The sequence below is a fragment of the Secundilactobacillus paracollinoides genome, from assembly GCF_001702155.1.
GTDB classification, from domain to species: domain Bacteria; phylum Bacillota; class Bacilli; order Lactobacillales; family Lactobacillaceae; genus Secundilactobacillus; species Secundilactobacillus paracollinoides.
This window is the reverse complement of record NZ_CP014912.1, coordinates 2116583-2131683: the sequence shown is the minus strand read 5'-3', so window position 1 is coordinate 2131683 and position 15101 is coordinate 2116583. Positions and strand designations below refer to the sequence as shown.

The 15101-nt window shown below is 49.1% G+C and carries 6 protein-coding genes and 1 pseudogene; 2 read left to right on the top strand and 5 right to left on the bottom strand.

Going from position 1 to position 15101, the window contains the following annotated elements; all coding sequences use genetic code 11:
* Positions 1-33 precede the first annotated feature (33 nt).
* On the bottom strand, positions 34-888 hold the full coding sequence (locus AYR61_RS09095; RefSeq protein ID WP_083215530.1) for a LysR family transcriptional regulator: 855 nt from the start codon (positions 886-888) through the stop codon (positions 34-36).
* Positions 889-1593: 705 nt separating this feature from the next.
* On the opposite strand from AYR61_RS09095, the gene AYR61_RS09090 reads away from it, so the two are divergent.
* The gene (locus AYR61_RS09090) at positions 1594-3660 is read left to right on the top strand and encodes an alkaline phosphatase family protein (protein WP_065902693.1); all 2067 of its coding nucleotides are present in this window, start codon (positions 1594-1596) and stop codon (positions 3658-3660) included.
* 2737 nt (positions 3661-6397) lie between these two features.
* Here AYR61_RS09090 and ilvD read toward each other — a convergent pair.
* Complete coding sequence (gene ilvD, locus AYR61_RS09085; RefSeq protein WP_065902692.1) at positions 6398-8101, bottom strand: dihydroxy-acid dehydratase; 1704 nt, start codon at positions 8099-8101, stop codon at positions 6398-6400.
* Positions 8102-8299: 198 nt separating this feature from the next.
* On the opposite strand from ilvD, the gene AYR61_RS09080 reads away from it, so the two are divergent.
* Complete coding sequence (locus tag AYR61_RS09080) at positions 8300-8641, top strand: metal-sulfur cluster assembly factor (RefSeq protein WP_054709047.1); 342 nt, start codon at positions 8300-8302, stop codon at positions 8639-8641.
* A gap of 59 nt (positions 8642-8700) precedes the next feature.
* Here AYR61_RS09080 and AYR61_RS09075 read toward each other — a convergent pair.
* The 3 genes and pseudogenes from AYR61_RS09075 to AYR61_RS09065 all read right to left on the bottom strand — a co-directional run bounded on the left by AYR61_RS09075 (position 8701) and on the right by AYR61_RS09065 (position 15033).
* Positions 8701-10031, bottom strand: a pseudogene (locus AYR61_RS09075) (MATE family efflux transporter).
* Between the two features lie 805 nt (positions 10032-10836).
* Positions 10837-11571, bottom strand: coding sequence for a C40 family peptidase (locus AYR61_RS09070; RefSeq protein ID WP_054709048.1), 735 nt, complete (start codon positions 11569-11571; stop codon positions 10837-10839).
* Positions 11572-11823: 252 nt separating this feature from the next.
* Positions 11824-15033, bottom strand: coding sequence for an LPXTG cell wall anchor domain-containing protein (locus AYR61_RS09065; RefSeq protein WP_065902691.1), 3210 nt, complete (start codon positions 15031-15033; stop codon positions 11824-11826).
* Positions 15034-15101 lie beyond the last annotated feature (68 nt).

Below are 15101 nucleotides of genomic sequence, written 5' to 3'. Positions count from 1 at the left end.
CCGCCGTTGACAGGCTTAGTAGATAATGATGGTTTAATTTTGTGATAGCGGGACACCTTCCTTTAGATCAGTTGGGTTCAATTTCGCCGACCTGATCACCTTTTCTAAATTTTCGATAACCCCAGTCTCCTGAGAGGACAAGGCCACCTGACGACGGCGCACAACACTGACCGTAAATGTCAGCGGCTGATCCACCACCGTTAAGCGTTGAATGGCTCCCGATTGTAAATAACTATCCTGCTGTGACATATACCGTGGAAAAAAGGCGACATAGTCATCACTGGCGATCAGGTGCTTCATGACGGCCAAACTATCCGTGCGAAATTGGACGTTCGGTCGCGGTCGCTGCGCAATCATGGCAGTCAACCCGCCGTTACGCGTTTGAAATTCATCACGGTAGGCAATATACGGTTGGGCAAGCACATCTGCATACGTGATCATCTCACGGCCATACAGCGGCGATCTGCGGCCGACATAGAGGACGTACTGGTCCTGAAACAGCGGCTGATAGGTCACCCCGCGATGTTGGCCATCGTCCGCATCTTGAATGACAATGTCAAACGGCACGCCATCCGCACGCACCTGATCGACGATTGCCCCACTGTTTGCGGTAGTGGTGCTGACCGCGAGTTCTGGCAGTGACTGCCGCAACTGACAGAGCGTGTTCGGAATCACCCAGTCATTGAGACACGGCAGACAGGCAAACGCCACCTGCGCGTGCCCCCGCTGTGCCTCAGCAATTTGTTTAATGGCGTCGACACCCGTAAAAATGGTCTGGGCCTCCTTTAGGATGGCACGACCGGCAGCGGTTGGGGTCACCCCTGTACAATTACGGGTCAGCAGCGGTGTTTGAAGCTCCTTTTCTAGACTGCTGATTGCATGACTGATCGATGACTACGCCATGTAATGTTGTTTGGCAGCTCGAGAAATCGACGCGCATTTAACGGCGTCATTTAATAGATAGAGTTGTTCCAATTTCATATGATCACACTCCGATATCAGGTTTTGGCCAACAAAATAGCGTACCAAGGCTGTAATTAACACCCCTAGTACGCCGAATAACGGTCATATCTTCTTTTAGGACTAAACACCAGTTGCTGGCATAGTGTTGTTACTAAAGACCCTGGTCCTTCGTCCTGTTTCAACCCAATACATGTTGCTTCCCTTAATCACGTTGCTGCGATTCACCGGCCAACCGGCATCGCATGACTTAAAAGATACCGATAATCCCTTGAAATTACAATCGTTTTGCCATACACAATAACTATCATAATTCCTGATGCGTGGCAATTTAGACGCAATAAACCAAGTGACTGACCGCCTAGCGACCCGATTCGATTTCGTTATTGGCCGCTTGGCAAACTTATAAAATCGGCCTATTTTCTTAAGGATTTCACCCTATCGATTTGTCCGAATATCCCTGATTATTAAGCTTTGTTGGCCCTTGACCCAACGTTCATTTCGATACCCCCTATCGATAACCAGGGGGTACCAAACGTCAGCTAACCTCCCTATCATGAAGCCAGTTCACAAGCACCAATGACTCACATGATGCTGCCAACGTATTTCATCACAACTGGAGGTTATTCATATATGACAAACGCACGAGCGAAAAAAATGATCGTCCTTGGCATCGATGGCATGGACGCTAAAACGACCCACCGCATGGTTGAAGAAGGTAAATTACCGCATATTAAAAGATTTCTGGAAGCTGGATCATCCCGATCAGGACTGGAAATGCTTGGGGCGCACCCAACGATCACCCCGCCTTGCTGGACCACGTTAGCGACCGGCGCTTACCCTGGTACCCATGGGATCACCGACTACTGGCGCCAATCCCCCGATAGTCTGGACGCGGTCGTTTACAACATGGACTCACGAAACTGCAAGGCCGAACAGATCTGGAACTGTACCATTGAAGATAAACTCAAAACCCTCGTTTGGCACTGGCCTGGTTGTTCCTGGCCCGCAACGTCGACCAATCCGCTCCTGAGCGTGGTCGATGGCACCCAACCCGGTTCCGTGAACATGGGAGTTGCTCAAATGGACTGGGAAAAGATCATCTATGGGTCTGGTGATCTGGACACCCCTAAGTTCATCCCCCACACCGAAAAAGCGGCGGGTGTCGGTTGCAACATCACCAACCTCAAAGAAGTCGTGTCCTCAAAGAAATTAAATGAGGACGCGGACGACGAAGATGAAATGATGGAGATCTGGTGGGGCGACGAATCACGAAAAGGTGGCGAGATCCGCACCTACGTGAAATCACTGGAAGACACCGAGATGATGATCGGCGCAAAGGTGGCTTACGACATTGTGATGACCCCGATCAAACCAGCCGATGACTGGGAAAACGCCCCCGCTGACGCGTTACAGTTTGAACTGATGATCTCCGCTGGTAAGGAAGTGCGTTACGGGCTGATCACAAAGAACGCTGCCGGAAAATATGATACGGTGACCCTCTCTCGCACCAAAAACGCTAACGAAACGTTCGTGACGATTCCTGAGGGTGAAATGGTCTCCGGTATCATCGATGACGCCACCAAAAACGGTGAAACGAAACCGTGTTGCCGGTCGTACAAGATTCTGGAATTAAGCGATGACGGCCAGACCCTACGTCTTTGGATCAGTAACGCGTTAGACACCACGAATGACATGCTTTGGCAGCCAAAGGACCTATATCAAGAGATCGTCAAAAATGTTGGGCCAGTGCCACCCGTGAGTTTGATTGGCGGCGAGGATGCTGAACTTGTCGACCAGATCTTTCTGCCTTCCTGGGACATTTACTGTCAATGGCAAGCTGACTGTATTGAATACCTGATTGAACACGACCACTTCGACGCCGTCTTTAGTCACCTGCACAATGTCGACTGCGCTGGCCACCAATTATGGCACCTCGCTAAAACGCTATATCCATGGAAGGCCACCGATGAGAAAGTTTATCAATCGTTTATTGAACGTGTGTACATTCAAACGGATGCCTATCTCGGCCGCTTTTGTCACTTTCTAGATGAGGGCTACACCATCTTTGTCGTTTCCGATCACGGGTTGCTGGTCGGGCAAAACGTGCCGCCAATTCTCGGGGAATATGGTGGGTTAAACGTCCAGGTCATGGCAGACCTTGGCTATACGACCCTCAAGAAAGACGCTGCGGGTAACGAGATCGACGAAGTGGACTGGACAAAGACGACTGCAGTGCAGATTCGCAGCAATTACATCTACGTCAACGTAAAGGGCCGGGATGCGCACGGTATCGTCGACCCTAAGGACCAGTACGAACTCGAAGATAAAATTATTTCCGACCTCTACAACTACCGTGATCCCGTGACTGGTAAACGGGTCGTGGGCATCGCTATGCGGAATAAAGACGCCGCTATTTTGGGTGTCAGCGGGCCCGAATGCGGCGATATCTTCTTCACCGTCGAGGAAGGTTTCAATTGCCTGCATGGTGACGGGCTGACCACTGCTGAAGGCTACTTTGGTACCTCGACGTTGCCCGTGTTCATTGCTGCCGGTCAGGGCGTGAAGACTGACTTCACTACTGATCGCGTCATCCGGCAAGTGGATGTGACGCCAACCATCGCAACGTTGCTGGGTGTACGGATGCCGGCCCAGGCTGAAGGAGCGCCGATTTATCAGATTCTGGCTGGGGTGGATTAATTTTAGAATGATCGTTCTTTAATTGTTACTGAGGCTTTAATGTCGTTGTTTCCTGATTTAATTTAGGTTATGTTTGGTATTTTTATTGTTTAATAGCGTCGCGTTAAATTCTGAAAATGGATTTTGCGTGGCGCTATTTTATGTAGCTGAAACGTGTTTCACAGGGAGTCTTTCCAATGGATGGTGATAGTCCGTTCCATTCCGCAATTTGGCACTCCGTGTGGTGGCTCGCGATTGAGCTAACTCGATTCCCACTGCGCGGCTCTCGAGTGGATCTCAATCGTCTCGCAGATGACTAAGCGAGGAAAGAACCCTCGCCAAGTCATCTCGACACCACAGCTCCGTGCCAAATTGCTGCATTCCACTGACGTTGAGTTACCTTTTAGCACTGGTTAGACATCACAATGGCGTTAAACCAAGTTTGCGACGAATCCGCTCTCGACTGCTGGTCAGACCATTAACAGCAATGCTTCTTATAATGTGCTAGTCGATAGTAACGCTTAATTAACTGCGTCCCTGCCATACTTATGAGGATTGGTATCTATGTAGCATAGTGCAGCCGTTCAGCATTGCAGGCAGAAACGACACCACCTCAGTGAGGCAGGGCCGAACAACGCAGTGAAGTGGCATGATAGCACTATTTGCCTCACCAAATAGTGGAAAGAGCCTTCACAGCACACGGGGCTTCCGTGTAACGGCAGCTAACCAAAAAGTCAGACCTGGGCTTTTCTGACCAGAGTTACTTACCTTCCGCCTTCTAGGCCACCGTGCTGAAACGCGTTTCACAGGGCACGGGGCTAACGTGTAACGGTGGCTGACGTGTAACGGTGGCTGACCGAAAAGTCAAACCCGGACTTTTCTGACCAAAGTTGCTTACCTTCCGCCTTCTAGGCCACTGTGCTGAAACGCGTTTCACAGGGCACGGGGCTAACGTGTAACGGACTGTGACAAAATGCCACGCACTTAGTTTCCGGAACACACTCATGACCAGTCTTTGATCTCTCTTTCGTAGACCTGTCGTTATCAGCGCCATTCCTGATTTCTCATGTCAATCCCCCACCCGACCTCCGGAATGATTGGTAAGAGATTGAAACTTATCCTTCACATGAAGGACACCTCAATGGTCGTTTCTGATAGCCTTGATCACAATGAAACCCATCAAGCCACTCGTTGGTGCCTCACACGATAGCGTCTCTGCACTCTTAGCTTGCCTGTCGCGAGTCGCTCACTGTGGCACTGACGGGAGTTGATCTCGTCTCGCTTGGCTAACAGTCTAAGTACCCTTTGGCAGAATAGGAAAGTGCCTTAGTGCTGTTTGACATGCTGCTTCGATTCTACTCGAGAACAGGTCACAGGGATAGTGGTGCAAATGAGGGGGGAAGACCACTACCAGCCCATGGTAAAACCGATACTTGCATATCCTTGTTTAGCGCGTGTTTGGTTCATTGCGTCAAACAAAACAGCTGTCCTTAGGCATTCTGTTAGTCAAACAGTGAGCAATCAACTCTTTTCCGCTACGATGCCCAGCATTCAGCCTCACCGTATCAGGCTCGCTACATCGTGCTTGGCATTTCAACCCTAAAACCCGCGACCAGCGCGAGTTTTAAAATCGCAGCCGCCAAGAAGGCTGTCACGAGGGCCAACCACCTGACTGCCTGTTCGGCACAGATAGCTGACTCCTGTCCGATTTAGAAATTAGTCGTTGATTGATCCAACGGCTGCACCTTTGTTAAGCGTTTATGGTCACCATCACCTGCGAGAAGTAATCTGCAGCGCAAAATGAAATGTGACATTTGGCGACCATTTGCTTGAAATCAGTGGATGGCTGAGACTGTGACAAATCAGCCAATTTATCTGACTAGCTCGGATTACCACAACGTTTCAAAGGTGCCCGTGAGTGAGGCTCTAAATCGGTGGTGTTCCCAGTGCAACGATTCTTGTGCAACTTAGCCTAAGTTAGAATGGGGTTAGGAGCCGGCTAAATTGGTGGGAATCGTTGTCTGATAACACCCCCATACTGACACTTGGACAATGGTCTCAATACAGGTAGTAATGGTGTTCTAAACTGCAGCGCGAAGTTAAGTTTAAATAACCGACTATCCATTTGGTGGTATCAGGGCCAAATGTCAGGGTCAACCATCTTGGCTGACTAGTTAATCATAAAAAATGAACCAGACGTGACGATTTAGTTGTGTCGATTGCCAGCAATAAACGTGGGGCCGGCAAATCCCCCAAAGTGCAGCCAATTTAGTGGTCTACAGCACTGAATGATCGTTATAAATAAATCGGCCAAATTGTGGTTTGACTCGCCTTTACCAGACCAGTAATTACCGTTAGTGTATTTTCCACGTCATTCAGAAAAACGAATTGTTATGATTGCAACGCAATATAGTTAAACATAAAAGTTTTTTTCTTATTGTTTGAACTACAACTATATAGTATCACAGACTTCGCTAAGGTCAACCTTATTTAGGTTAAAGATAGCACAAGCTATGCTAATTAATTCAAATATCCCTGAGTTGCCGGCCTTTGACCGCTAACTATTTTTTATTATTTACTTTGCTACTCCGGGTAGCGATCTCACGCATATACAGACATACGTAGCGCAATCTTGATACTGGGATGCAAAACGCTCCTGAGAGATCATGTGATCTCTCAGGAGCGTTTTACTGCCTTATTTTCTAAATGGCACGGTGCTGCTTTTCTTGTATTGCAACTCAAGTAGATTCAGGAGGTGTTACTCGTTCTTCTTCCAAAAATCTGTGACCGCACCTTTGGCAGAACTCGACACAAGGTGCGCATACTTACCAAGAACCCCACGCGTATAAAGCGGTGGAATCGTGGTAGCCGCTTTACGTTTAGCCAGTTCTTCATCGGAAACTTTCATGGTGAGTTCGCGAGTATCGATATCGATGACCACAGTATCGCCATCATGTAGGTAAGCAATGTTACCCGCATCCTGCGCTTCAGGGGCAATGTGGCCGACCACTAAGCCGTGACTACCGCCTGAGAAACGGCCATCGGTCAACAACGCAACGGATTCGCCCTGCCCTTTACCAACAAGAATACCTGACAAAGACAACATTTCCGGCATTCCAGGACCGCCCTTTGGTCCGACGAACCGAACGACCAGGACATCGCCGTCCACGACCTTATTTGCTAAGACGGCTTCGATGGCATCTTCCTCATTGTTAAACACTTTAGCGGGACCCTCATGATGCCGCTTTTTAACCCCAGACACCTTCACAACAGCACCCTCACTGGCCAGATTCCCTTTCAGGATGATCAGTGGCCCGTCTGGCCGTTTCGGATGATCCAACGGCATGATGACTTTCTGACCAGGTTTCAATGATGGCACCGTTGCCAAATTCTCGGCCATCGTTTTACCCGTAACCGTCAAACAGTCGCCGTGAATATACCCATTTTCGTATAAGTATTTCAAAACAGCTGAGACACCGCCAGCGTTGTACAGATCTTCGAACACGTACTGTCCGCTTGGTTTTAAATCGGCAATGTGCGGCACTTTTTTCTGGAAGGTATTAAAGTCTTCCAGGGTCAGATCAACGTTGGCAGCGTGGGCAATTGCCAGCAAGTGTAGCGTTGAGTTCGTCGAGCCTCCCAGGGCCATTACGAGTGTCAGGGCATTTTCAAACGCGTCACGCGTTAAAATGTCACTTGGACGGATGTTTTTTTCAAGCAGATTAAGCACCGCCTGCCCTGCATCAGCAACATCCTGTTTCTTGGCAGCCGTATTTGCCGGATGGTTGGCCGATCCTGGTAAACTCATGCCAAGTGCTTCGATTGCTGACGCCATTGTATTCGCGGTATACATCCCACCGCAGCCGCCAGGTCCGGGACAAGCGTTACACTCAATTGCCCGGACTTCTTCGGCACTCATGTCGCCGTTATTCCACTGGCCAACAGCTTCGAAAACGGAAATCAAATCAATATCTTTCCCGTCTAACTTACCGGGCGAAATCGTGCCACCGTAAACGAAAATAGCTGGAATATCAGCGTTTGCCATGCCGATCAGTGACCCCGGCATATTCTTGTCACAGCCACCGATCGTAATCAAGGCATCACAATTATGTCCGCCGACCGCTGTTTCCACCGAGTCCGCAATAATGTCACGCGATGGTAACGAATAGTTCATCCCAGGGGTTCCCATGGCGATCCCATCGGAAACAGTAATGGTCCCGAAGCTCACCGGCCAGCCGCCCGCATCTTGCACACTTGCCTTAGCAACGTTGCCAAAGTCGTGCAGATGCATGTTACAGGGCGTATTCTCGGCCCAGGCACTGATAATCCCCACTAACGGTTTCTTAAAATCAGCGTCCGTCATCCCAGTTGCCCGCATCATTGCACGATTGGGTGACCGGACCATGCCATCATAGACGTGGCTTTTAATGCGTAGATCCTTTTTTGGTTGTTCTTCAGCCATAAAAAGACTCCCTTCAAGATATGTAGTCGAAATTATTTTAATTAATTTCTAATCAGATTTTAACACGTTATATCAGTAAATAGATATTCTTATTTCAAATATGACAAAAATATATACTTGAAATTCATGTTTAGGTATGTCAGAATACAAAGAAGCTTAATTGCTTAATCTACTGGTATTACTGAAAGGAGTTCGTTTATGCGCGATGATATTAAATTAAATGACCGGGCTGCAGCACTCGGTGACCGCCTTGCCGAGCAACTGCAAACCGTTATTGATCCAGATATTGAATTAGACGTTTATAATCTTGGTCTCATTTACGAGGTCAGCTTAGACGAAACGGGTCATGCCGATGTGGTCACGACAATTACGGAAATTATTTGTGACTGTATCGAAACGTTACCACGTGATCTTTCAAATGCGTTAACACAACTGGATGAGATCAATTCGGTCAGTGTCAAAATTGTGAACGATCCCGTTTGGGAACCCACTCGCATTAGTCGTGTGGGCCGCGTCACACTCGGCATTAGTGTGCATTAGCCACCATACATAAAAACAGCATCCGCATCATCGAAATAATCGGTGATGCGGATGCTGTTTTATGATGCTCTATTTTTATCGTGCATGGCCTTGTAAAACAGCACCACACCAATTAAAAAGGTTAAGCAATCGCTGACAGCTTGACTCCAGACAACGCCATCAAACCCAAGCGCTCGGCTCAGCACCACGATCACCACCGCAAAGATGATGCCTTGACGGGCGATAGCCATGATCAGTGCGCTGATTGGTTTCGTAAACGATTGAAAAACGGTTGTAAAGACTAAGATTGCACCCATCAACGGCGTCGTCGCCAATAATGCGCGTAACATGAGCGTTCCCATCCGGACAATTGCCGGTTGGCGCATAAATAACCCAACCAGATGGGGAGCCAAGATCATCAGGATGATGCCAAGGACCAGTGAGTAGCCAATCAGCACTTCGTAGTCAAATCGCAGGATCTCGTTTAATCGTTTTCGGTCCCCTGAACCGTAGTTGTACCCGATCAGCGGCTGCGCACCGAACGCAAATCCAACCATGACCAGCATCACAACCATGTAGACCTTGTTGGCGATACCCATCGCTGCGACGGCATCCGCCCGTACCGCGCCAAATAGTTATTGAGCAGCATAGTCCCAAAGCTGGCCATAAAATTAGTCAAACTCGCTGGAATGCCAATGCTGATAGTCGCAAGCAGTGTCTGCCGGGTTGCGTGCGCCTGCGACCAAGCAAGCGTCAGCACCTTCGCCCGTTTTTGCATGAAGTACACCAGGAGACTCGTGTTGAGCACGTACCCAATGACGTTAGCCAGCCCCACTCCCGTCGCACCCCAGTGGCACACAAAGAGGAAGATCGGGTCCAAAATGATCGTGAGCACCGTACCCAGAATCGTGGCGATCATCGACTGTTTGGCCAAGCCTTCTGTCCGGATGATGTTGCCGGGCACTAGCGAGACCACAATAAACACGGCCCCACCAATCAACATGTTGTAAAAGCCCGCTGCATACTGATAGGTTGCTGGTGTTGTGCCTAACAAATGCAGAATCGGTCGTTTAAATCCCAGCATTAGCGCCGTTAGTACTAAACTCACCACGATTGATGCATAGAAACAATAACTTGCCAGACTGGCAGCCGCCTTTTTATCTTGGCGACCCAACATCTGGGAAATGACCGCACTGCCGCCGAGACCGAAAATATCGCCAACGGCTAATAAAAATGAAAACAACGGTGCCCCAAGTGAAATGCCCGCCACTAGATTGGCATTCCTCGTCTTCGCGACAAAGAACGTATCCGCAAGGTTGTACACCATGCTAGCCAACATCCCCATCACAACTGGCAACGCGAGCTGCATATAGACCTTACGAACGGGTGCTTTTTCAAATAACTGATCCAAAATAAGTCCTCCTGAACTGGTGTGACCGTGACTGGCACACTAAACTATCCGGTGTCCGGTCGCTCGCCCAAGTGGACTTGCCGTAACCCAATAGGTCTATTTTCTGATAGATCGTTGGTGATGTAAAGAGCGTCTTTCAATACCAGGTGATAAATACCAGGTGATATTCCGTTGCATTCCGCAATTTGGCACGGTGCTGAAGTGGCTCGCGATGAAGCTAATTCGATTTCTGCTGCGCAGCTCTCGAATGGATCTTCATCGTCTCGCACATCAGTAACCGACCAACGAACGGTCGCTAACTGATGTCGACACCACAGCTCCGTGCCAAATTGCTCCATTCCACTGACGTTGATCACCCTTTTTATCACGAGTTAAGCATCACAATAGCGTTAAAAATAGTTCGCAGAGAATCCGCCCTCGACTGCTAGTAAGACCATTAACAGCAACGCTTCTCATGGGGTGTTGGTCACCAGTAACGATTGATATAGAGGTTTGGTTATACAACTTATGACGACTTACAAGCTGTGATGACCACTGAAAGAATCACAGCGTAGTGGCACCTTTCAGCATTACAGGCTGTGATGTCGGTGTTTGTTACTGGCTGCCCTTTGACCGGCTACGAACATCGGAGACCTAGGTGATCCTTGAATTTCTAGTTTACATTGTGGAAACGTGTTCGCAGGCTTGGACTCCCAACTGTGTAAGGCGACTTTGGAGTGCTACTTTGAATCACTTAACAATGGAAAGACCATACAGAAAACAGAGAGTTGGCTTACACTCTGCTTCTACCGTTTTCGGCCACTCTCTACTGAACTAACGTCTCCGGCCACGCATACCCGACCACATGCCACCAAGATACGTGGATGGCTTCACTGATCACGCCGTAATTCTGCGCGTCTAGCATCATGCCGTCGCCAATGTAAATGCCGACGTGGGTAATGCTGGACGTACTGCCGCCGAAGAACGCAAGGTCGCCCTTCTCCAATTTAGAACTAGAAACGTGCGTGTAGGTGTCGTACTGTGACTGCGCCGTTCTGGGTAACGTTTTGTCCGCTGCTTTGGCGTAGACATATTTTGTTAGTCCAGAACAGTCAAAGGATGATGGTCCGTTACCGCCATAACTGTACGGTTTGCCAAGTTCATCTTTCGCGTACCCATAGAGTGTGGCGTACGTGGCACCAGCCTTTAAGTACTTATGCCAGATCCAGCCGCTTACGGAACCTGACTTGTTGGTCACATAATAATAGAGATATGTAGCGCCATTGGCCTTCTTTTCGTAAAGTTTCTTGGTTGCCTCCCACGTGGTACTTGGATAATTTTTGAGATAGTGCGTTTTTTTGCTAAATGAAACGGTGCTGCTTGAAATCTTAAGGGTGTACATGGCGCCTGCTGAACTCGCACGGACGTATGTTTTAGGTGTCATACTGGCTTCCTTAACGTAGGTATCGGCACTCGCACGCGTTAGATGCCCCATAATACCCAGACTTAACCCAATGATGATCAGCAACCCCAATTTCAGACTTCGATGATGATTCTTCACAATAACGACCTCCTCAGCTGTTTGTACTTTCTAGCTTACGCTCACAATGCGTCGGTTCGTTTGCTGAAAAATAACATCAGTTTTAAGTCGTTGTGTCATTCTTCTAACATGCAATCATCGTGTTAACTTATCGTCATAGTTAGGCGAAATGTGTAAGTTACTTGTCGAATTGATGTCAAATAATTCACAAAAAGCGTCAGCGCTTCGTTCAATAAGGATAAGCGCTGACGCTTTTTTATCTTAAATTGTTTCTTATGAGTGGCGGCGTTTAAAGATTCCCGCCACTGCTGTCATCAACCCAAGCAATGACAGCCCCAACAGCGACCAAATCGTCGTTGACTGTTCATTAGTTTGCGGTAAGGTCTGTTTCGTTTGTGACTGCGTTGCGCCTTCCTGTTTTTCGGTAGGCGATGTGGTCGTCGCTGACGAAAGGTTAGTCGCCGCTCCTGCTTCGGTAGCTGTAACAGTCGTGTCACCAGCAGCATTCGCTTTGCTTGTTTCTAGCTGGTCTGACTGGGTTTTATCAGCACCCGTTTGTGCAGCGACCGGATTCGCAATCGTAACTGTAGGGCTTGTCACATTTCCAGTCTCCTGGGTCGTGCCTGATGCTGACGGTTCACCCGAATCGCCCTGATCAGGCCTCGTCACCGTCGTACCCGAATCCCCACCAGTTGGCAATGTGGTGCTGGGACTCGTATCAGGAACCTGTGTCTTTTCCTGAGGGTCAGATTCTGGAAGATAAGCCGCGTGGTATGTGATCGTTTTCGTCGACCCAGCGATGCTGGCCGTTGGGTCAGTGCTGCTTGTGAAGGCTGCCAGGGTGCCAGCAATGGTGCCCGTTAGATCAGGAACGTAGCTTGTTGTCGCGTCCGCATGAATGATTGGCGCCAAAACTGCTTCGATGACCGTTTTGTCGGGTGTGGCTATCCAAGTATCCGTTACCAGATCGTGTTGGAGCGTCCAGGTGACTGTTTGGACAACATCAGCTGGTAACTTAGTCTGGTCAACCCCCGCGCCAGCTACAAACGCTGTGATGTACTCTTCTACAGCCGTCGTCGTAGCGATGGCGTGTGCAAGGTGGATCGTAACGGTGCCATCCGTCGCCGCTAATGTATAGGTTCCAGCGGCATTTGCCTGATTCAGCACATAATTCGCAGGGACGGTTGCCGTCCAGGTCACAGTGTCGCCCTGAGCGCCGAGCAGTGCATTCTCCGTCGTCGACACAGGTTTCCCTGTCGTGTCATCGTAGTAGCTCACATCCGCTGAACCAACTGCCTCCGGTGCTTCTGCCGCTGTACTCGACGACGTCAATGGCGCTAACTGAGCTGGCAGTGTGACATCAAAGTCACCCGTAATGGTCAACAAATCAGTCAACACACCTTGAAGATCATCCGTGATCTCACCAGACTTCACAACCAGTTGCGTGACCGTATTTGCCAGAGCGGTTGCGGCGTCAAACACGACTGCATGTTGCGCAACGAAATCAGACGAGTAGGTCACGTTGCCATCGACATCTGTCGTACTGTTGGGGTCAGCCGTGGCCACAACGTTCTTCATTAACGGCGAGACCGTCGTGCCAAACCAGTCAATCGTTGAATACAACCCGTTCCAAATACCACTGATCGTATCGCTGGTCGGTAGTCCGGCAGCGGTATTTCCCGTTGAATACGCCATGGCCAGAAAATCATCTGAGGCTGGCATTGCCTGTAACGCAGCAAGGCCAGTCGCTGCATTTTGAGTTGCCGTATCAATGGCATCCTGTAATTCACCAGCTAGTTCTGTCGGTGCCACCCACAGCGACGTTGTGTCCCAAAGGGCGTCATTGGCATTATCCGCAGCATCAAACGTGGTCTTGAGCTGTTCTGCCATTGCAATAAGGGCGTTCGTTTGGTCCGTGTAAATTTGGATGGCGACCTGCTTAAGCGTCGTGTCGAACGTGTCGTTGAATGCCGTTTCATCAAAGGTATTACCAGTTTGATCATAAATTGTCTGCAACGTGTTTTCCAATTGCGCCTTGGTACCATCGATTGCACTTAATAATTCGCTGGCATAGGTGGAGCTAAACGCACTAGCGGTCTGTGAGCCATTCGGGTTTAAGGCGTTGGAGCCGGTATTGGCCTCGCCAGATTCAACACGGCCCACACTGCCATCATCCGTTTCGTAAGGCAACGCCGTATCGGCAACCTGTTTGAGGTAGTTAAACAGTACAACAACTTCAGCATATGAGCCCTGAAGGCTAGTGGTGTCCCCTGCCTGCACATTGGTAATATCCGTGTTTAAATCACTCACAACGGTCGGTATCACATCGTCCTCGTAAGTGATCTTCCCATCACCGTTCGCATCCGTGTATGTCTTGCCAAACAAAGTTGCTTCAACTGTCCCATCACTTGTGGTATCTGGCGTGACCAAGATCTTTTCGGTAGCGCCATCAGCCAGTGATTGAGCGTCTGAAGCCATTGTTGATACGCCGCTGGCCGTACTCTGCAAGGCTGTGGCATAAGCGGTATTGGTGGCGTCCGTCACAAGTGCTGATGCTTGGTCAGCAGCCGTGTCGTTATAGTCTTGAATTTCAGTGCCGGCGTTTTGAATGTTCTCAGGTAAAGCATTGTACAAGTTCACTAGCGTTTCGTAGGCGTCATCGTATGTTTGATTAGCCGTCGTGACGGCCGTATTGATGGCGGCCAACTGAGTCGTTAGTGCTTGATATTGGCTTGCTAAACTATCGTAGCTTGCTGTCAGCTGTGTTTTTAAAGCTGTTTTGTCGGTGGTTGTATCCTGTTCAGCCTGGGCCAGTTGTGTTTGGTACTGAGACAATGCAGTATCATAGGCAGCCTTTGCCGTTTGGTAATCAGAAATTTGTGACTGAATTGCAGCCGATTGCGATTGATAATCCGTAACTGCCGTTGCATAATCGCCGTTTTCATCATCAAGATAGGCTTGTTTTGCGGTCGTCGCATCATCAGCGTCTGGCGTTACTGCCTGACTAACAGCCACGGCGGCGACCCGAGTTTTAACCTGGGCAGTTGTGGTTGGCTGTGTCGCATTTACGCTAGTCGTTGTGGTCGTATCAACCGATTGGCCTGTTGTCGGTTCAGTAGTTTTAGCTGAGCCATCGTTTTCCGTATTTGTAGAGACATTAGCGGGCGTTTGTACTGACTGGCTCGTTTGTGATTCAGTTGGCTCGGACGTCGAATTGGCTTCGGCAGTATCTTGCGTTGCTTGTTGTTCGGAAGTAGTACCCGATTGCCCCGAAGATTCAGGTATCGATGACGCGGCTGTCGTGTTGCTATCGGTAACTGCCGTCGTCGTTGTCCCACCGGTTGTAACGGTATCCGCATGAACTGAAGGCGCACTAAATGCCAGTGTGCCAGACATCACCAGGATGCCCATCCCCGTAAATAGCCACTGTCGTTTAACTTTATACATCTTAAAATGAGAAACTTTGCGTTCACCATATTTCATTATTGATTCCCCCATTAGAAATGTGCCTGAATTAAACTCACTCCACCATCAGTTTACACTATTTCTAA